Source organism: Sphingobium sp. CR28 (assembly GCF_052327305.1).
In the GTDB taxonomy this organism is placed as follows: domain Bacteria; phylum Pseudomonadota; class Alphaproteobacteria; order Sphingomonadales; family Sphingomonadaceae; genus Sphingobium.
On the sequence record NZ_CP182486.1, the window covers coordinates 829,422 to 847,118 of the forward strand.

Annotated in this window: 20 protein-coding genes and 1 pseudogene; 12 read left to right on the forward strand and 9 right to left on the reverse strand. The window is 59.8% G+C overall.

Annotated elements, in window-relative coordinates:
* Positions 1 to 185 precede the first annotated feature (185 nt).
* Positions 186 to 816: pseudogene (locus tag ACNAOH_RS03870) on the reverse strand (tyrosine-type recombinase/integrase).
* Between the two features lie 118 nt (positions 817 to 934).
* On the opposite strand from ACNAOH_RS03870, the gene ACNAOH_RS03875 reads away from it, so the two are divergent.
* The 5 genes from ACNAOH_RS03875 to ACNAOH_RS03895 all read left to right on the forward strand — a co-directional run bounded on the left by ACNAOH_RS03875 (position 935) and on the right by ACNAOH_RS03895 (position 3,638).
* Entirely contained in the window at positions 935 to 1,174 is a 240-nt protein-coding gene (locus ACNAOH_RS03875; protein ID WP_443971458.1) for a ribbon-helix-helix domain-containing protein, read from the forward strand.
* Positions 1,171 to 1,497, forward strand: a complete 327-nt coding sequence (locus tag ACNAOH_RS03880; RefSeq protein ID WP_443971459.1) for a type II toxin-antitoxin system RelE/ParE family toxin — start codon at positions 1,171 to 1,173, stop codon at positions 1,495 to 1,497. Before ACNAOH_RS03875 ends, ACNAOH_RS03880 begins: the two co-directional genes overlap by 4 nt.
* Positions 1,498 to 1,750: 253 nt before the next feature.
* The gene (locus ACNAOH_RS03885; protein WP_443971460.1) at positions 1,751 to 2,314 is read left to right on the forward strand and encodes a sigma-70 family RNA polymerase sigma factor; all 564 of its coding nucleotides are present in this window, start codon (positions 1,751 to 1,753) and stop codon (positions 2,312 to 2,314) included.
* Complete coding sequence (locus ACNAOH_RS03890) at positions 2,304 to 2,945, forward strand: NrsF family protein (protein WP_443971461.1); 642 nt, start codon at positions 2,304 to 2,306, stop codon at positions 2,943 to 2,945. The genes ACNAOH_RS03885 and ACNAOH_RS03890 overlap by 11 nt, the downstream gene beginning before the upstream one ends.
* A gap of 111 nt (positions 2,946 to 3,056) precedes the next feature.
* Positions 3,057 to 3,638 (forward strand): DUF308 domain-containing protein, encoded by a 582-nt coding sequence (locus tag ACNAOH_RS03895; RefSeq protein WP_443971462.1) that lies wholly within the window; start codon positions 3,057 to 3,059, stop codon positions 3,636 to 3,638.
* 24 nt (positions 3,639 to 3,662) lie between these two features.
* On the opposite strand, the gene ACNAOH_RS03900 is transcribed toward ACNAOH_RS03895, so the two are convergent.
* Positions 3,663 to 4,523 (reverse strand): LysR family transcriptional regulator, encoded by an 861-nt coding sequence (locus ACNAOH_RS03900; protein ID WP_443971463.1) that lies wholly within the window; start codon positions 4,521 to 4,523, stop codon positions 3,663 to 3,665.
* A gap of 101 nt (positions 4,524 to 4,624) precedes the next feature.
* On the opposite strand from ACNAOH_RS03900, the gene ACNAOH_RS03905 reads away from it, so the two are divergent.
* From ACNAOH_RS03905 to ACNAOH_RS03915, 3 genes are read left to right on the forward strand one after another with little or no spacing between them, the layout of a single operon-like run.
* Positions 4,625 to 5,449: an oxidoreductase gene (locus ACNAOH_RS03905; protein ID WP_443971464.1), complete on the forward strand. Its 825-nt coding sequence runs from the start codon at positions 4,625 to 4,627 to the stop codon at positions 5,447 to 5,449.
* 26 nt (positions 5,450 to 5,475) lie between these two features.
* The gene (locus tag ACNAOH_RS03910; RefSeq protein ID WP_443971465.1) at positions 5,476 to 6,324 is read left to right on the forward strand and encodes an alpha/beta fold hydrolase; all 849 of its coding nucleotides are present in this window, start codon (positions 5,476 to 5,478) and stop codon (positions 6,322 to 6,324) included.
* Between the two features lie 59 nt (positions 6,325 to 6,383).
* The gene (locus tag ACNAOH_RS03915) at positions 6,384 to 6,911 is read left to right on the forward strand and encodes a VOC family protein (RefSeq protein ID WP_443971466.1); all 528 of its coding nucleotides are present in this window, start codon (positions 6,384 to 6,386) and stop codon (positions 6,909 to 6,911) included.
* Positions 6,912 to 7,667: 756 nt separating this feature from the next.
* Here ACNAOH_RS03915 and ACNAOH_RS03920 read toward each other — a convergent pair.
* Both ACNAOH_RS03920 and ACNAOH_RS03925 read right to left on the reverse strand, forming a co-directional pair.
* The gene (locus tag ACNAOH_RS03920) at positions 7,668 to 7,952 is read right to left on the reverse strand and encodes a hypothetical protein (RefSeq protein WP_443971467.1); all 285 of its coding nucleotides are present in this window, start codon (positions 7,950 to 7,952) and stop codon (positions 7,668 to 7,670) included.
* Between the two features lie 61 nt (positions 7,953 to 8,013).
* Positions 8,014 to 8,319, reverse strand: a complete 306-nt coding sequence (locus ACNAOH_RS03925) for a hypothetical protein (RefSeq protein WP_443971468.1) — start codon at positions 8,317 to 8,319, stop codon at positions 8,014 to 8,016.
* Positions 8,320 to 8,526: 207 nt separating this feature from the next.
* Between ACNAOH_RS03925 and ACNAOH_RS03930 the strand changes: the two genes are divergently transcribed.
* Together ACNAOH_RS03930 and ACNAOH_RS03935 are read left to right on the forward strand one after the other, a co-directional pair.
* Complete coding sequence (locus ACNAOH_RS03930) at positions 8,527 to 8,883, forward strand: ParD-like family protein (RefSeq protein WP_443971469.1); 357 nt, start codon at positions 8,527 to 8,529, stop codon at positions 8,881 to 8,883.
* Positions 8,880 to 9,467 (forward strand): zeta toxin family protein, encoded by a 588-nt coding sequence (locus tag ACNAOH_RS03935; RefSeq protein WP_443971470.1) that lies wholly within the window; start codon positions 8,880 to 8,882, stop codon positions 9,465 to 9,467. Before ACNAOH_RS03930 ends, ACNAOH_RS03935 begins: the two co-directional genes overlap by 4 nt.
* 289 nt (positions 9,468 to 9,756) lie before the next feature.
* Here the strand turns inward: ACNAOH_RS03935 and ACNAOH_RS03940 are convergent, their stop codons facing one another.
* The 4 genes from ACNAOH_RS03940 to ACNAOH_RS03955 form a co-directional block, all read right to left on the reverse strand.
* Positions 9,757 to 13,104 (reverse strand): autotransporter outer membrane beta-barrel domain-containing protein, encoded by a 3,348-nt coding sequence (locus ACNAOH_RS03940; RefSeq protein ID WP_443971471.1) that lies wholly within the window; start codon positions 13,102 to 13,104, stop codon positions 9,757 to 9,759.
* Positions 13,105 to 13,783: 679 nt separating this feature from the next.
* Positions 13,784 to 14,608, reverse strand: coding sequence for a site-specific integrase (locus ACNAOH_RS03945; RefSeq protein ID WP_443970414.1), 825 nt, complete (start codon positions 14,606 to 14,608; stop codon positions 13,784 to 13,786).
* A gap of 40 nt (positions 14,609 to 14,648) precedes the next feature.
* The gene (locus tag ACNAOH_RS03950; protein WP_443972163.1) at positions 14,649 to 14,909 is read right to left on the reverse strand and encodes a hypothetical protein; all 261 of its coding nucleotides are present in this window, start codon (positions 14,907 to 14,909) and stop codon (positions 14,649 to 14,651) included.
* Positions 14,813 to 15,169, reverse strand: coding sequence for a helix-turn-helix domain-containing protein (locus ACNAOH_RS03955; RefSeq protein WP_443971472.1), 357 nt, complete (start codon positions 15,167 to 15,169; stop codon positions 14,813 to 14,815). The genes ACNAOH_RS03950 and ACNAOH_RS03955 overlap by 97 nt, the downstream gene beginning before the upstream one ends.
* Positions 15,170 to 15,339: 170 nt before the next feature.
* Between ACNAOH_RS03955 and ACNAOH_RS03960 the strand changes: the two genes are divergently transcribed.
* Positions 15,340 to 15,495, forward strand: coding sequence for a DUF3606 domain-containing protein (locus ACNAOH_RS03960; protein ID WP_443972038.1), 156 nt, complete (start codon positions 15,340 to 15,342; stop codon positions 15,493 to 15,495).
* A 36-nt stretch (positions 15,496 to 15,531) separates the two neighbouring features.
* Here ACNAOH_RS03960 and ACNAOH_RS03965 read toward each other — a convergent pair whose 3' ends face one another.
* On the reverse strand, positions 15,532 to 16,422 hold the full coding sequence (locus ACNAOH_RS03965; RefSeq protein ID WP_443972039.1) for a diguanylate cyclase domain-containing protein: 891 nt from the start codon (positions 16,420 to 16,422) through the stop codon (positions 15,532 to 15,534).
* 172 nt (positions 16,423 to 16,594) lie between these two features.
* On the opposite strand from ACNAOH_RS03965, the gene ACNAOH_RS03970 reads away from it, so the two are divergent.
* The gene (locus ACNAOH_RS03970; RefSeq protein ID WP_443971473.1) at positions 16,595 to 17,593 is read left to right on the forward strand and encodes a rod shape-determining protein; all 999 of its coding nucleotides are present in this window, start codon (positions 16,595 to 16,597) and stop codon (positions 17,591 to 17,593) included.
* Positions 17,594 to 17,697 lie beyond the last annotated feature (104 nt).

The window sequence follows — 17,697 nt, forward strand, 5'->3', positions numbered from 1 at the left end:
AATGAGCGCGAGGCAGATTTGCCCCGCTATTCCGTTCCGCATCGTGCACCTTCGTCGGCGGACCTGCAAGCCAGCAGCTAACGCCAACAAAGCCGGTGTTCGCGCGGCCGCAGGCACTCGCTGACACCTGCCGATCGTTCATATGAACGAACCGGCTTCCCAAGGATGTCAGGAAGCCGGAATTTTCAGATTTCGGTCCGTTCAGACAGCGTCAAAGCATCATCGATATCTACGCCAAGATATCGGACGGTATTCTCGATGTTGGTATGGCCGAGCAGGATTTGCACTGCCCGAAGGTTACCCGTGGCTTTGTAGATCAGCGCAGCTTTGGTCCGTCGCATCGAGTGTGTGCCATACTCCCGCCTGTCGAGGCCGACCGTCGAGACCCATCGTCGACGAGGCGCGCATATTGCCGTGTGCTCAAATGACCGAGGTAATCAATCCTGCTTGGGAATACGAAGTCGCGGATCGTCCCGCCGCGCCGATCAAGCCATGCCTTCAGGCTCTGCGTGCCTCGGACATGATCTCGAATTGCACCGGACGGCCAGTCTTTTGCTGGACGACAGTCGCGCGATCACGAAATGATCCTGCACTCATCAGGTCGCCGATCCTGATCTTGACCAGATCGCAGCCACGCAATTTGCTGTCGATCGCAAGATCGAACAGAGCCCGATCGCGCAGGCGTTTGTGTTCGTCGAGATGGAAACGGATTGCCCAGATATCGCGCGGCTTGAGTGGGCGCTTTGGCCCAACATTCTGCCCTGTATTCCAAGGGCGCCGATCATGTATGGGTGGGTCGAGGTCTGAATGTCCCATGGTAGTTCTCCGGTGACCAAAATTGACCGACCGGAAGATATCGGAACATCGCTGTGTTCGGCGATTTGAGCCTCGCGACATCTTGCCAAATTTTGCCAAGCCCGCTATATCATAGTCCATGTCAACGATGAACATCTCGCTTCCGGACGCGCTCAAAGCGTTTGTAGACCAGCAGGTAAACGTGCGTGGTTACGGCACGAGCAGCGAGTATGTGCGGGAGTTGATCCGCAAGGATCAGGACATTCAGCGCCTTCGCGAAATGCTTTTGGACGGTGCCAGTTCTGCAGCCACCGCGCCAGTCGATGCCGGATATTTCCAAGGCCTTCGTGACCGTGTGACGCAACGCACGGGGGCGTGACTGCCAAACTGGTCATACCGCGCGCCAAAGCGCGGGAGGATGTCGACCTTGCGGTCGAGCATTACACGCACGAAGCTGGCGCGGATGTGGCCTTTGGCTTCATTGATGCTCTTGAACAGACCTATACCTTCATCGGGGAAATGCCAGCGGCAGGATCCCCGAGGTGGTCTCATGAGCTGAACTTACCGGGATTGAGGACCATACGGCTGAAAGGATTTCCGTGGATCGTTTTCTATCTTGAATTCGAGACCTATGTAGATGTCTGGCGCGTGCTTCATGCCAAACGGGACATGCCGGCTTGGTTGGCCGATGTAGATGATTAACGCCAACATGGCCGTCGTTCGATCGCCTGATAAAGCTCCCTAAAATCTGCCCTTTGTTTATCAGGCTGTCGTAGCCTGGTCATCAATCACACGACGAAATTGAAGGCTCGGTTAATTTGCGGCGCCACGGGCACGACCAAGACGGCGCTGAAAAAAGTTCGACATGGCTCGTGACCGAAATCACTCAGCGCGCGAATAAGAGATCATGCGCTCGAACTTCTTCTTGAGATTGATCTCAAGGCCCGCGCCAGGCATGGCGCCGGCCAGCCGCGAGCGTCCGTCCCGAACCGCGCAGGACGACTGGAGCAGCCTGATGGTTGCGGCGCAGGACGGCCACGGCGGCGCCTATCGGCGCCTGCTCGCCGAGATGTCCGAGTGGCTCACGCGCTACTTCCAGCGGCGGTTGCCGCCGGGCGATGTAGATGACGCTGTCCAGGAAACGCTGCTCGCCGTCCATCGGCGACGCCACACTTATGATCCGCACTATCCGCTGGGGCCCTGGCTGGCGGCGATCGCCAAGAACAAATGGGTCGACCAGCTACGCAGCCTGTCGCGCCGACCCCTGGAGGAACTACCCGACGCCATAGCCGTGGATGACCACGAAGCATCTGTGGTCAGCAGCTCGGTCCTCGCAAGCCTGCTTGACGAGCTCCGCCCCGCGCAGGCCCAGGCGATCCTGCTGGTCAAGGTGCAGGGCTACAGCGTCGAGGAAGCGTCAGGCCAGATCGGCCTCTCCGTCTCCGCCGTGAAGATGAACATCCACCGCGGGCTCGCGCGCCTGACGGCCATCATTGAGAAGACCGCCGATGTCGAATGAATCCCTGATCGCCGACCTGTCTTCGGACCTGACGCCCGTGCAGCGCCGCAGCATGCTGCGCGAGGGCGGACTTGTCCTCGCGCTGGGTGCTGCGGAGCTCATGCTCTTCCTGGGGCTGGGCGCGATGCGGCCGGACATGAGTCACATGGCCGGCTCGCCGTTTCTGATGTGGCGGGTGGGAAGTCTCGGCCTGCTGGCGGCGATCGCCTGCGTGCTGGCGATCCGGTCCTTCTCACCGGCGGCGCAGCCGCGCCGGGGGCTGATGCTCGCCTGCGCCCTCGCGGTCGCGGCCATCGTCGGGGGCGTGTTCGTCACCCCCGATGGCGCGAGAGAGCGAGCGCTGCTCGATCGCATCGATCCGGCGAGCGGCATCATGTGCGCCACCTCGATCTTCGTGCTCTCGCTGCCGTTCGTGGCGCTGCTCGGTGCCCTGATGCGGCGGGCAGCACCGACCCAGCCAAGATTGAGCGCGTTCGCCTCCGGCATCGCCGCCAGCGCCTGCGGCGCCTTCGTCTTCGCCTTCTGCTGCCCCTTCAACGACCCTCTCTATGTAGTGGTCTGGTATAGCATCGGTTGCGCCGCCGTGACGGCCGTCGCACGATGGTGCCTGCCGAGACGCTTCCGCCTCTAGCCAAAACCGACGCGGTAAATCGAGCCGCGCACCGCCTGAACCGACCATCACCGACCCACCCGGATTCCGGGACGGGAGACGTGCGCCTGCCTTACAGAAAGGAACCATGCCATGAAGACCATCACCGACGTGAAGTCCCCGGACCGGGACTGGCTCAAGACCTACTATTATCTGCGCTTTGCGGTCTCTGCGATCTGGGTCGCGCTCGCCTTCACGGTGGCGAAGGCCATGCCGGCGCTGGCTGCAGTAATGCTCGTTGCCTATCCCGCGTGGGACGCACTGGCGAATTATCTCGATGCAAACCGGAGTGGCGGTCTAACGAAGAACAAGAGCCAGATGCTCAACGTCGTCGTCAGCGTCGTGACCGCCGTCGCCGTCGCCGCGACCCTGTCGCACGGCATGCATGCGGTCCTCCAGATCTTCGGCGTATGGGCGATCCTGTCCGGCCTGTTCCAACTCGTCACCGGCGTGCGGCGCTTGAAGTCCTATGGCGCGCAGTGGGCAATGATCCTGAGCGGCGCTCAGTCGGGGCTTGCCGGGGCGCATATGCTTAGCAAGGCCGCCGGCACCGCGCCGGTCAGCATCGCCGACATCGCGCCCTACGCCGCCTTCGGCGCCTTTTACTTCCTCATCTCGGCGGTCTCGCTGACCATCAGCAACGTGCGTCAGCGCGCGAAGGCCGTCGAGCCCTGAGGCACGTCGGAACCGCGCCGGAGATCATGCGGATGTGTTCGCGAGATGACCCGATACCGTTGAGATGAATGCGCGAAGACGCCCGAGTCGTCGCAGGTCCCGGTGGTATCCCATCCAGATGTCGCGCGCCGGCGGCGGCTTCGGCAGCTCTAGTCTGCGGATGCCCGTAATCTGATTGCCGACCACGCGAGGCAGGACGGCGATGCCGACACCTTCCCGGCACATGCGCCCCTGGACGTTGCGGTTGTTCGATCGCAGAATTGGTCTCGCATTGGGGAAACTCTCGGTCAGCCATGCGATGTCCGGGAAATGGCCCGTGGATGTGTCATGGGTGATGAGCCTGAAACCGGCGCCGTCACCATATTGGGGATCGGCTGCTTCCTCGGCGATATAGACGCCATATTCCAGCCTGAAGAGCCGCCGCTGCACGACATCGGCATTGTTGAACGGGACGATACGAAAGGCAACGTCCGCCTCGCGCTGGGCGAGGTTGAACAGGCGCGTGCCCGTCAGGATTTCGACGTCGATATTGGGATAGGCTTTCGAGAAATCGGCCAGGATCGGCGGCAGGACATAGGCCCCAAACCAGTCCGCTGAAGAAATGCGCAGATTGCCTCTGAGATCGCGCTCCTGTCCCGCAAGCCGGCGCTCCATGGCCAGCGCGCCTTCTTCCATCTGCTCGGCCAGCGCGATGATGCCATGGCCCTCGTCGGTCATGACAAGACCGTCCGCCGTGCGCTGAAAGAGCGTTTGGCCAATGGCCTGCTCAAGCGCGCGAAGGCGCCTGCCGACGGTCGGATGGCTCGTCTGGAGCGAACGCGCGGCGCCGCCGAGCGTGCCGGATCGCGCAATCGCAAGGAAGATCCTGACATCACTCCATTCCATCTGACAGCCCCAACAAAACTGAACGACGAGAATACATTCCTGTCAGTTCAAGAACAAATCTAAACACCTAAATGCCCTCCATCATCATGGAGGTGTTAGTCATGAGAACCTGGTTCATCACAGGCTGCTCGAGCGGTTTCGGCCAGCGGCTCGCGGTCGCCGCAGCCAAGCGCGGAGATCGGGTGGTCGCGACGGCCCGCAATATCGCGGTGATCGAGGAAATGGCCGAGCCTTTCGGCGGCCGCATGATCACCTTGCCACTCGATGTGACCGATCCGGCCGCCGCCAGGGCAGCGGTCGCAAAGGCGGTCGAGACCTTTGGCGGGTTCGACATACTCGTGAACAATGCCGGCTACGCCCTGTTCGGCGCGATCGAGGAAGGCGCTCCGCAGGAATATCGGCCGATGTTCGAGGTGAACGTCTTCGGCCTGATCGAGACCACCAGAGCAGCCCTGCCGGTTCTGCGACGCTCGGGCGGAACGATCGTCAACATGTCGTCCGGCGCGGGTATCGAGGGTCGCGGCGGCGGAGGCTATTACCACGCCGCCAAGTTCGCAGTGGAAGGCATTTCCGAAGCGCTCGCCGGCGAACTGGAGCCGTTCGGCATTCGCGTACTGATCGTCGAACCCGGGCCGTTCCGCACGGACTTCCTCGGCCGTTCGATCACGATAGCGGCGAACGAGATGCCAGAATATGCGGCAACCTCGCGCAAGCCCTATCGCCAAACGAACGACGGCAATCAGGCGGGCGATCCCGACAAGGCGGTCGCGGTGATCCTGCAAGCCGTCGATGCCCACGACGCCCCGCTTCATTTGCCACTGGGGCCTGCCGCACATGCGATCGCCGAGCGGAAGCTGGCGGCCTTCCGTAGCGATATCGACGGTTGGCGCGACATCACGATCGCTACCGATTTCGATCCCGTCTGAACACCAATCCTGACTGGAGAGCGATCATGACCCCAACGTTGGAGGGATTTACCCAGCAACTGGTGCCGGCGAACGGCATAAAGATCAACGCCGTTATCGGAGGGGCGGGCCCGCCGATCCTGCTGCTCCACGGCTGGCCCGAAACCTGGTGGGAATGGCACCATGTGATGCCGCTGCTGGCCGAGCATTTCAGCGTGGTGGCTATCGATCTGCGCGGCGCGGGTTTTTCCGACTGCCCGCAGGGCGGCTATGACAAGGCGACGATGGCGCGAGACGCGCATGACGTGATGGTCGCCCTCGGACACCAACGCTACGCCGTGTGCGGGCATGACATTGGCGGCATGGTCGCTCTGGCGCAGGCGGCCCTCCACAGGCATGCCGTCACTCACCTGGCCATCCTCGACGTTCCGCTTCCGGGCTGGACGGAGTGGGAGGCGACCACTGCGAGGCTCTGGCATTTCGGCTTCCATGCCAACCGGGATTTGCCCGAACGCCTGCTCCATGGCCGCGAATATGATTACATCTCGGCGTTTATGGCCGAGCGGTTCTACGATCACAGCACCTTCGACCCGGCCAATATCGAGATTTACGCGAAGGCAATGGCGCTTCCCGGCCGCAGCCGTGGCGGCATGGAATGGTATCGCACGCTCGCCGCAGACCACGCGGCCGCGCTCGAATACAAGAAGCAACCGCTCGAGATACCGGTGCTGGGCCTCGGTGGGGATCAGCGCTTCGGTGCGCAGATGGTGCCGATGCTCGAGGAATTCGCCACCCATGTGACGGGCGGCTCGATCGCGCGGTGCAGCCACTATGTCGCGGACGAGCGGCCGGACGAGGTTGCGGCCGCCCTGATCGATTTCCTCAAGCCGAATTGAAACGCGGCGCCCACGCCGCTGTGGGTCGACTGATAGACTAAACAGAAAAGGAAATTACCATGACCGCACCTGTCATTCGCGGCGTCAATCATATCGGCATCACGGTGCCCGACATCGAAGCGGCAAAGTCCTTCCTGGCAGCGGCTTTCGGCGCCCAGCTGATCTATCAGTCCTTCCGACCGGAGGATCCGCCGCGGCAGGGGCCCGAATTCGAGCGGGCCGTCGGCGCTTTCCCCGGCACAGTCGTGCGCGCGCAGGCGATGGTCAAGATCGGCACCGGGCCCGATATCGAGCTCTTCGAAATGCACGGGCCCGAGCAAGCCCAGCCGATCCGGGCGAGCGATTTCGGCATCACCCATTTCGCACTCTACACCGACGACATCGACGCGTCGGTCGCACGCTTCGAGCAGGCGGGCGGCGTAGCCCTCACCGCGCCGCGCGCCATTCCCTATGCGACCGAGAAGGGTCCGGGCAACAAGGTCTGCTATTGCCGCATGCCATGGGGCACGACGATGGAATTCATCACCACGCCGGACCGCATGGCTTATCACGACCAGACGAATCTGCGCCGGTGGCAGGACGATTGAGCATGGTGCTGATAGGGATGGCACGACCCGACCAGGGGCATGAAGCATACATGGCAAATCCCGAAACTCTCCCGGCTGAGAGCGTCCGTTATCCCCACCTTAGTTCCTAAAAGTAGACCTTCCAGATCGTCCTTAATCCCGGACATTGAACAGCGGCACCCTCCATCGAATATTGTCAAAACATGTGACCACTTTTGTGTTGCGGCCCGTTGTGCAAACAAAGGATTTGTTGGCAATTCTTGTTAAGAAAGCATGTGAACAAATGCAGTCAAATGCCTGATTTATAACATTTTTTGTGGACTCTTAATCAGCGGGTCCTAGGTTCGAGCCCTAGTGCGTCCACCACATTTTCAATGACTTAGATATGATTTGGGGGCTTCGCCTCCCGACGGGACACCAATGGGGCATCAGATTTGGCTTCGCCGGAAAATGGACAATGTCCTTTCGCCTTCGCAAGTACGAGGGTGCAACGTCTTTCGTTCAATCCGAAGCAGCCATCCGGTGTAGCGATTGGCCTCGTGGCAGCTAATCCATGTTAGCACCTGCGGTGGATGGAACCCCGGCCGTAAATCACGCAAATCCTCAATGGCGACATGCCTAAGGCTGCGCTGAGCCTTGCTCAATATCAATATCGGTCACGATCGTCGCAAGATCTGACACCCGGTCACCCACGGCAAGTCGTTCTCGCTCTGCAAGATCATCGGTGATGCGGGCCGTTCCTTTTTACGACCGCTATTTTATGCATACCGGGCACGATCAGGGCAGCCGCGATCCGCGGATGATCGACGATGTACGAAAGCTGTCGATCCGCTTGTTTCCCGGACGATCAGCAAATCGCAGCGTGTTGCCCTCAATCTTCACTATGAGGCCGGCCGGATCGCCCTTAGGGCTGAGGTCCGCGTATCCATCGGAATTCGACGTCGCGAGGGCCAGGAAGCGGCAGTGTTCGGCAAAGGTGGCCAGAGAAGCCAGATCTGGCGCGGCTGCGGGTCCGATCAGAATTCGGATCGGATGAGCGCCTTTCCGCAGTGAATGTAACATTCCTCAACAGCGATGCTGACCATGTTGCCGTCATTGGATAACACCTTCCCGTTGACGCACATCAGCTCTCTGATCGACGGCACCATAAGATTGAGCCGAAGCCTGAGCCCGGCACCAGACAATCCGCCATGTCGAGACAGTTGGTCGGTAAGCAGACCATCTTCCGGTCCCCATCGGCCCAGCCCGCTGCCCTCCGCCACCACAACTTCGAGATCGTCTTTTGGGCGACGGAAGCGATCATGATGGCGGAAGCAGCGATCCAGGAAAGCGCGCCGGGATCGAGATGATTGATGGTCTTGGCCATCACCATCGCGTTGGGTGGTCCAAACAGTGCTTCGAGCTGCTCGCGCGTGGTCATGTAAGTCATAAATTCTTAGCTTTCATGCATGTGCCCAGTCGAGGCCCGTGAACGCTAAGCTACTTGTATTGCGCTGATCATGTGCACGCCCCTGCGACAAAAGACGATCCAGCCACGCCAAATCTGGTGCATCCATCTCGCCATCCGAGCGAAGACCTATAGGATGGCCTTGAATTTTGGGTAGCAAAATGCTACCTCTAAAATAAGAGGTGACCTATGGCGCAGTCCATCAAGCTTGGCGACGACATCATGAAGATCGTTCGCCGGGAGTCCGAGTTGCAGAGCCGCTCGATTGCTGGCCAGATCGCCCATTGGGTCCGCATCGGTCGCGCTATCGAAAAATCGGGCAATTTCGATCACGCACGCATTACCGCCGCCCTGGCTGGCGACATAGAGACCACCGACCTCACAGACGAGGAAAAGGACGTCTGGCTCGACAGCTTTGTCGAGAAAATGGGACAGCCCAGCCCTCTCGAGAATGCTTTCTTTACCCGGCGGCGTCAGCTCGGTCTGGGTGTCGGTCTCGACGATGCCGGTAACCTCGTGCGTGAGAAGGTTGCACGCAAGGCATGAAGCCAACCATGATCGTGCTTGCCGGGCCGAACGGTGCTGGCAAGTCCACGCTCTACGAGACCCGCATTGCGCCGAGTTTCGCGGGCCCATTCATCAACGCCGACATCATCCAGCGCGAGGAACTGCGCGCCCCCTCCCCCGCCGCGTCTTACGAAGCGGCCGAGGTCGCATCTTCACGCCGGACCGACTATCTCGCGCGGGCGCGGGATTTCGTGACCGAGACCGTATTCGCGCACCCGTCCAAGCTTGAACTGATCGACGAAGCGCACAACCGAGGGTTCACGGTCATCGTAATGCATGTCGGCGTCGATACGCCGGACCTCTCCGTCGCGCGTGTCGGCACGCGCGTCGAGGAAGGCGGGCATATCGTTCCCGAGGACAAGATTCGAACCCGGTATGCGCGCGGCGCCCCTCTCATCCGCGCCGCAATCCTCAAAGCGGATCGCGGAATGGTATTCGATAATTCCCGTCTCAACCAGCCACCGAGCCATTGCCTGACATTTGCGCACGGGCGTCTAGTCTTCGCGTTGCCGCGCCTGCCAAGCTGGATCAGATCGATTTATGAAGCCGACCTTCAGGTCTAGCGACAGGCGCAAATGATGACCGTCTGCCGCCGCCCTCATTGCAGACATTAGACCGCTCGTAACCGCTTCCTGAAACCTGCGCTTCGTTCATCAAGCTGGCGTGCAGCAGCGAGCGACCGGAATTGGCAACTTTCCCGCCGTTCCCAAGTCATTGCTGAGCGACAGGAGGCACCAAACGCGGACGTCGGCGGAACGAGCAGTCTGGGCAGCGCCGACAGTCCGCTTTGCGGCAACCTGAGATGATAGGCGGTCGCTTGTTCAAACGGACCTTTTGACCTTAGGCAAATGTTCAAAACCGCAATCGAACGCCAACATTCCCCTTGAGCACGTAGCTGCTGGCGAAGTCGCGGAACGGGCTGCCGCCGGAGGCCTCGCCGTATAGCGTGATCCGGTCGCCCCAGTTCACGCTCGCGCCTATACCGAGTTCGCTCCATAGCCGCTTTTCGGTACGGTCAATGGGCGTGCCTGACACCAGGGTGCGTGAACCCTCCAGCCAGTCGTAGTTGAGATTGAGCAGGCCGTAGACGTGGCTACGGCCGCCATCCCAAACATTCTGACGATCGAGCGACAGACCCAAGCGCGATTTCAGGCTGTCGCCTCGGTCGGCCCTGACGAACGCTCCCGTCGGGTCCGTGAAGCCATCGAAATCGACGTTTGAATAGATCATCTGCAACTGAGGGGTTACGCTGAGCTCTCCGCCGATCGGTGAACGCTTGCCAAGTTCGATGCCTAGGGCCTGACCCTCACCGTTGTTCTTGGCGAGCGGGCCAAGGATCCGGGAAGTCAGATCACTGTCAAACCAGCTCATCTGCACCTCGCCGTCGACGTAGAAGCCATCGACACCATACCAGGTTAGCGTCGCGCCGACGCCATAACCGTCCGTGGCGATGGAACCATCGCCAAACGTCGATCGTACCTGGCTGGTTGCCCGACCGTAATAGATATTGACCCCGGCCATCAGCCGTTTGCCCTCGGGCGTGCTGATCAATGCACGATCAGCACCAAGCTGCATCTTCCAGCTATTCACCGTTTGATCAGACAGGCTGGTGGACGATTGAGCATCGACGCGATTGCGCGCCCCCTCGATCCGGCCCCAGACACCACTGCCCTCGTTCGCACCCGCTGTCCATGATCGGTTACCGACCCGTTGCTGCAATGTCGGCAGAGTGTTGAGAGCCTGGAGATTGGCGGCATAGATTTCGTAAACAGGAACACCGGGCTGGTACAGCGGCAGGGGATCGCTCGGTGAAGGGTCGTTTGGGGTGGGATTTAGCAAGACCGAACGCAGATACCAGTCGCCATCGGAAGGCGTGGAAACGCCGCCCTGATAGAGGCGATAGACATAGGCCCCCGCAATCATCGCCTGGTCGCCTTGATAGACATAATTGCCGTTCAACGTGAAGCGGCCATTGGATGCGCCCAGGATATCGATGATCTTAATGCCCTCGGTCGTCTGGCCGCCAAGGCCGCCCCGGTTGATCACTTCGACCTGTGTGGTGCCGGAGGTGCTGCCGTTGACGACAAGGCGGCTTGTTGGCGAGTCGTCTTCTCCCAGCGCCGTAGCGATTTCGAGGCGGCCGCCATTGCCCGCATAGTCGCCTGCGATGGTGAGCGTTCCCATTGCGCCAGCGAAGCCGGGGGCAACCACGCCGCTGTTGCTCACCGTGCCTACCCGGCCAAGACCCTCGAGCCGGCCGGTCGCGGCGACACCAAGGCTGCCGCCCATTATGCCGTTGACGGCCAGCGTGCCTGCCTCGATCTGCGCGGCGCCGGTATAACCGCCACTGTTTCCCGTCAAAACAGCCGTGCCCGATCCGGCCTTAATAAACGAACCTGCCCCCGAAATTGCCCCGCTGTGACTGAACGTCGTGCCGACGTCGGTCACCAATGTTCCGGTACCGGCGAAAACAACATCGCGCCCGCTCGTCATATCGGCTGTGGTGTTGAGCGTGCCGCCATCGAAGGACACGCCACCCGCCGCGGCTCCAAGATTGGCGTTGGAGGAAACTCGCAGCGTACCAGCGGCGATGGTCGTGCCACCTGTGTAAGTGTTGGAGCCTGTCAGGGTCAGCGTGCCTGTGCCATCTTTGATAAGATCGCCGGCTCCCACTATACGTGGCGAAATGCCGATATCATGACCGGCCGTGTCAATAACGCCGCCGTTTGCACCGAGCGTGACATCATATCCGTCAAAATCGACGAAGAAGTTGCTCTCATCCCTTGTTGCACGCAGCAAGCCGCCATCGACAGAAAAGCTTATTGCCCCGAGGCCAGCCTCGATCTGGGAGGTTTCCAGTGTCGCACGACTGCCAGCCGTGCCTTGCAGGATCACGTTGCCGCTCGATATCGCACTTACACCGAGAGAAAGTCCGCCCCCGGCCCGCACTCGTCCACCATCCTCAATGGTGAGCGTACCGTCGCCATCGTTGCCTACCGTCAGCGAAAAATCTGTGACTAGCCAGTTCGATCCAGCGCCAGTCACAATAACGCTGCCGGTCGAATTTGCACCGATATAGCCCTGATTGCTAATAATGCTGCCGCCATCCTCAATGCGCAGCGTCCCTGCACCGAAACTGCCTACCGTGAACTGTTGTGCATTCACCCAGGCCGTTCCTGCGCCCGTCACTACAACGTCACCCTGAGCCCCGGAGCCCACGACGCCATCATCGCTCGAAACCTGGCCGCGATCCGCGAGGCGCAGACTTCCAGTGGCGTAGCCACCGACGGTAATCCGTCCCGTCGTGTCCCAGTTGGAGCCAGATCCGGCCACCAGCACCTGGCCGTCGCCGCCGGTATTGCTGCCAATCATTCCTGATCCGCTGGAAAGCTGGCCGGCATTCGTCACCGCCACCGTGCCTGTTCCACCAAAGCCACCAACGGCCAGATCGCCGCCGACCGTCACTGCGCCGCCATCCTGCACGGTCAGTGCGCCACTACTTTCCTCGCCGACGCGAAGATCGCCGCTGTTCGTCCAGGTGGACGCCGTGCCGTCACCGGCCCGGCCCGACACCACGACAGTGCCTGCACTCCCCCCACTGGCACCGACATAACCGGTAGCGTTGGTGACGGCGCCGCCATCGGAAATGGTCAACGCGCCCGTGCCGAACTGCCCAATGACAAGGTCTCCGCCACTGGTCCAAGACGCGGCATGGCCGCCGGCGTCCTGCCCGGAGACGATGACAGTCCCCGCACTGCCCGCATCGTAGGCGACAAAGCTGGTGCCATCGACAGTCACAACACCACCGTTCTGGATGGTCAGTGTGCCTGTGCCCGTATCACCAATGAGCAGGTCACCGGTGTTCGACCAGGTTGAACTGTTACCGCCTCCGTCGCTGCCTGCGACGGTCACGTCGCCGATGGCATTGCTCCCGATTGTGCCGGACGTGCCGCTTATCTGGCCGCCGTCCGTGATGGTCAACGTCCCGTCGGTGCCGTCACCGACAACAATGGGCGCGCCGGTGGCCCAGATCGGCGTCTGGACGGGTGCGGGCGTTACTGCGCCGGTACTCGTCACCGATTGTGCGCTGACCGGCGCCACGTCGAGAGCCGAGCAAATCAGCGCCATAATCGTGGTCGACGACAATAGAACAGCCCGTTGCCGGACCTTGTCACGCTCATCTGCGAATAGGCTGGACATAGCCCCCCCCCGAAAAGTTACTGCGCCGTTAGCGATGCAGCCTCCTGACCACTTTTGCTAAAGAGGCCATTTCATCTGCACGGCACTGACGGCGCGACGAGATCATTACGTCGAGCACTATCCACAGCCGACGTTAATCTTCCGTTTCAGACAGTTGCAGGCGGAAGCAACGTTACACGACACTTCGCTTGCGATTCCCTAAACCGATGCGGGAATTCGGTGGTGACATCGATCAACTCGCGCCGGCCTGGGCTGAGTTTCGCACGGAAGAATGACCCTTCCGCCTAGCAGCGCCGCCTAATCTCAATGACCGCCACCGTCAGATCGCGACGTGCGCCGCGCAAAAAGAGAACGTCGCAATCTGGTCGGAAGCTGACGCCAACGCCACTCTCCCGGAACGGCAGCTTATAGCCATTCGCGTTTTGGAAGCCGCCTTTCCGGATCGTTCAACTATCCCGACATTGAGCAGCGGCACGCCCCATCGAATATTGCCAAAAACATGTGACCATTTTTGTGTTGTGTCACATCGTGCAAACATAGGATTTGATGGGAACTCTTATTCAGAAACGATGTTAACGAATGTAGTCACGTAATTGATTTATAATATTTTTCGTGGACTCTTAATCAGCGGGTCCTAGGTTCGAGCCCTAGTGCGTCCACCATTTTTCTTCCTTCATAATCAAGAGTTTACGTCGAGGCCGGCGACAAGCTTGAGCCGCGGACGGCTCTCACTGTGACCATTTTTGTGACCTGGGCTTCCCAGCTTTTCCGGGCAGTTAGACTTTTTCGTGTCTGTGACCGGATTAATCAGCGGGTCTGTGCCCGGCAAAATCAGCTGGTCGGCATAGGGCTGGAGATGCTTCACCGACATGTGCGCATAACGCCGCACCATCGTCTCCGATTTCCATCCCCCCAGCTCCTGAAGCACCCAGGTGGGCACGTCGTTCTGCCGGAGCCAGGTCGCCCAGGTGTGCCGCAGATCGTGCCAGCGAAAATCCTCAATCCCGCAGGCCTTCAATGCTGCACGCCAGGTCCGCGTATTCGCATTGGCAAGGCGCTTGCCCCGAAATGTGAATACGTGAACCGGATGCTTGCCCTTCTGCCGCCGCAACACGCCAAGGGCCGCCTCGTTCAGGGGAACGCCGAGCGCCTCCCCGTTCTTGGTCTCGCCATATCCGATCGCGGCGATACGCCGGGTCATATCGACCTGATCCCATCGCAGATGGAGTATGTTGCCCTGACGCAGGCCGGTCGACAAAGCGAACAGCACCACCTCGCGCTGGTGTTCAGGAAGCCGACCCATGAGCTCAGCGGCCTGATCATGGGTGAGAAACCGCACCCTGACCCGGCCACTGTGCGCATAGGTCTTGAACGCCGGCACATGCGCGATCCATTCCCATTCCCGCATCGCCTTCCGGAAGATCGCGCGGATAAGCGCGACATAGAGATCCTTGGTGCGATCGCTTTTGCGGGCGAAATGGCGCGATATGAGCCGGTCGATCATGTCCCTGCTCACTTGATCCAATGTCTTGCCACGCAGATGCTTAGTGAACCAACGGATCCGGCTCACATCGTCCCGGTAGGATTTCGTGTGCCTTCTCCTTCAGCCACCGCAAAGCAGCCTCGTCCCATGTCCGTTTCGGCTTCTGCTTCAGCCTGACAAGATCCCACAGCTCGGCCTTCAACTTATCGTGATATTCGAGCGCCTTCAGCCTGTCGGTCGTTCCAGTAGAGCGTCTAATGAGCGTTCCGTCAGGTGCTGTGAGCTTGACGTAGTATTTTCCTGCACGTTTCCAGAGTGCCATAATGCCTCCTTTGTTGGGGCACTCGACTGCATTCGTGCAGGCGCAGAGTAGCCCGAGCGAATCCACGCGACAAGCTCGCCTTCCAGAAAGCGCCACTGGCGCCCGATCCGGGCTGCGGGAATGCTACCTTCGGCCAGCAAATTGCGGAGGGTATTCGGGTGCACTTTGAGTAGGTGCGCCGCTTCCCGGATGGTCAGAACGCGCTGTACGGCACCTTCCAAATCCGGGGTGGCAGATAAACTGCTATCAGAACTATGCACGCGCGGTGATTCCCAAGTTAAGCCCAGCGCGTAATGAAGCTAGGTGGTGATAGGCTCAATTTCAGTGAAAGAAAGGGCGGAGGCAATGAAGTGCCGGAAATGCCGATTTCCGACTATTTTCGCATTTTAGAGCATATTCTGGCGATTAATGACCTCTGGACAGCTCCCGGATAGCGCTCCGCGAGGATTATGAGGTTCGTTACTGGACGGAGAAATTCGGCGTAAGCAAGGATCGGTTGAGGAAGCGGTCAAGGCAACGGCAACAGCTTGCTCGCAGTCGAGCAACATCTGAAGAGCTGAGGCGAAAAGCTTTTATGTGCTTGTAAATTGGGATGGTTCAGGGCTGCCGTAGCCAAGCTTGTCTAAAAGACCGCTTCGACAATTCTATTCCGACCTTGAGCTTTTGCTCGATATAATGCTTCATCCACCTGATTGAATACCGTGTTGGCCTCAGGAGCGCTCGAGAACGTGCCGTACCCAATGGACATTGAAACCATATTATAGGGCGGATTGCCGAGGTGCGCGATCTTCATTGCCGCGACACTCGCTCTAATCTTTTCGAAAAATGCCGTCGCTTCAGGGCTTGCGCGCACGCGTTTCGCGATAAGGAACTCTTCGCCGCCAATGCGGAATGCAAGGTCCCCGGTCTGATAGACGTGAGACTGAAGTATTGTCCCAATCTCTTTGAGGGTTCGGTCGCCGCGGGCATGGCCGTAGAGGTCGTTATAGCTCTTGAAATTATCGACATCGAGGATTGCGACAGCGCGCGACAAGCCATCGGAAGGGGCCGTTACAAATTGCGGGAATTGCCGCGAGAAAGCGAGCCGATTGGGCAACCCCGTCAACTGATCGACCGAGGCATTCTTCGCTTCCGTCACATCCGTGAAAATCCAAATACGAGCGCTTAGCCTTCCCCCTTCTTCAAATGGCAAACTACGCCGAGCGATGATCCTCCCATCCTTGAAAAGGATTTCATCCTCCGATGTTTGGCTCGTAGGATGCAGGCGCTCCACTTCGCGCAAGAACCCCGCAGGGTCTGCAAGTTGCTCCATGGCATAGCGCAGCATCTGGCTGTCATCTTTTGACGCCAGAAGGTCGCTGGGAATTCTCCACAACTTCTTAAAGGCGGTGTTGGCGTAAGCGACTTCGCGCGCTGCGTTGACGAGTAAAACGCCATCGGGCAGCGCATCCAGAGCGCGCTCAAAGATTGAGCAACTTTGATCCATGGTGGCGATTGGCTTGTTTTGCGACACACTCAACGCGCTCTCTCCAACGATCAATGTGTCGTCGGAACATTAATAATTCCTGAGTACCGGCCGCACGTAGGCTGTGACTTCCTGTTATAAAATGTACTCAAGGGAGCTGAAATAGCTCTCCCCACCCCAAGGCCGGGACATATATCGCCGGCAGTGCTAACGAGATGCTATGATGAATGTCTTCGCCGGAAAAATGCCTGAGCTCGCAATCGACTTCGGGACCGCCAATCTCCGCATCATCCGGCGTGACGACGGCGTCGTTTTCGATGAACCCTCACTCTGCTGCTTTGACACCTCGACGGAAGTTGCCAGTCTGAGCGCGGCGGGTCTGGATGTACGTCCCATGATCGACCGAACCCATCCGCGTCTTTCGGTCAAGCGCCCCCTTCGCCGCGGTGTTCTCCAAGACATTGAGACGGCCACACACTTGCTACGTTATGCAGTCCGTAAGACGTCAGGCAGGTGGCAAGCCGGTGCAAGCGCGGCGGTCGTCGGCGTTCCTACCGACGCGACACGTGCGGAGCGCAGTGCGCTGCTCACTGCAGCCCGCGACGCGGGCATCGGCACGGTGCACCTAGTGGACGAACCGTTTGCAGCCGCCATCGGCGCCGATCTGCCAGTCCAAATGCCAAGGGGGACGATGATCGTCGAATGCGGAGCAGGCACAACCGAGGTGGCCGTAATATCGCTAGGCGGCATTTGCCACGCCCGCTCGGTCAGGATCGGGGGTGCTTCGCTGGACCAAGCGATCGCCGACCACCTCCATTTCAAACACAAGTTTCTCATCGGAGCTCTGACAGCTGAGCGGGTAAAAATGGACTATGCCCTGCATCGCGAGGAGCGACCTGGCGCGGAGATGATGACAATCAAAGGGCGCAGCATCACGACAGGGCTGCCAGCGCTAATTCAAATTTCGTCGACCGAAATTGATCAGGTCGTCGAGCGGCATATGGCATTGGTGGTCGAAACCGTTCGTGAAGTGCTTCTCGAAACCTCCCCAGAACTCTCCCAAGATATCTTAGAGAATGGTGTCGTCCTGACGGGCGGGAGTGCTCTGACGCCACATCTATCGGAAATGATCGCAGCGGAGACGGGCCTGTCCGTCAGCGTGGCCTCCAAGCCGCTCGGATGCGTGGCCGCAGGCTTGCAGCGCATTATCCAGAACTGACGCGGCAGCACGCTGTCAGGCTGCGCGTGACGGGTGACTCGGCCGAGGGGCGCAATTATATTCTTCCCGGCGCCCCCCGCCAGCTATTCAGTCATTTGAACGCG

Coding starts and splice junctions, on each gene's coding strand:
- ACNAOH_RS03875 (WP_443971458.1), top strand. CDS start 935: ATGTCAACGATGAACATCTCGCTTCCGGACGCGCTCAAAGCGTTTGTA.
- ACNAOH_RS03885 (WP_443971460.1), top strand. CDS start 1,751: ATGGCGCCGGCCAGCCGCGAGCGTCCGTCCCGAACCGCGCAGGACGAC.
- ACNAOH_RS03890 (WP_443971461.1), top strand. CDS start 2,304: ATGTCGAATGAATCCCTGATCGCCGACCTGTCTTCGGACCTGACGCCC.
- ACNAOH_RS03895 (WP_443971462.1), top strand. CDS start 3,057: ATGAAGACCATCACCGACGTGAAGTCCCCGGACCGGGACTGGCTCAAG.
- ACNAOH_RS03900 (WP_443971463.1), bottom strand. CDS start 4,523: ATGGAATGGAGTGATGTCAGGATCTTCCTTGCGATTGCGCGATCCGGC.
- ACNAOH_RS03905 (WP_443971464.1), top strand. CDS start 4,625: ATGAGAACCTGGTTCATCACAGGCTGCTCGAGCGGTTTCGGCCAGCGG.
- ACNAOH_RS03910 (WP_443971465.1), top strand. CDS start 5,476: ATGACCCCAACGTTGGAGGGATTTACCCAGCAACTGGTGCCGGCGAAC.
- ACNAOH_RS03915 (WP_443971466.1), top strand. CDS start 6,384: ATGACCGCACCTGTCATTCGCGGCGTCAATCATATCGGCATCACGGTG.
- ACNAOH_RS03920 (WP_443971467.1), bottom strand. CDS start 7,952: ATGTTACATTCACTGCGGAAAGGCGCTCATCCGATCCGAATTCTGATC.
- ACNAOH_RS03925 (WP_443971468.1), bottom strand. CDS start 8,319: ATGACTTACATGACCACGCGCGAGCAGCTCGAAGCACTGTTTGGACCA.
- ACNAOH_RS03930 (WP_443971469.1), top strand. CDS start 8,527: ATGGCGCAGTCCATCAAGCTTGGCGACGACATCATGAAGATCGTTCGC.
- ACNAOH_RS03935 (WP_443971470.1), top strand. CDS start 8,880: ATGAAGCCAACCATGATCGTGCTTGCCGGGCCGAACGGTGCTGGCAAG.
- ACNAOH_RS03940 (WP_443971471.1), bottom strand. CDS start 13,104: ATGTCCAGCCTATTCGCAGATGAGCGTGACAAGGTCCGGCAACGGGCT.
- ACNAOH_RS03945 (WP_443970414.1), bottom strand. CDS start 14,608: ATGATCGACCGGCTCATATCGCGCCATTTCGCCCGCAAAAGCGATCGC.
- ACNAOH_RS03950 (WP_443972163.1), bottom strand. CDS start 14,909: ATGGCACTCTGGAAACGTGCAGGAAAATACTACGTCAAGCTCACAGCA.
- ACNAOH_RS03970 (WP_443971473.1), top strand. CDS start 16,595: ATGATGAATGTCTTCGCCGGAAAAATGCCTGAGCTCGCAATCGACTTC.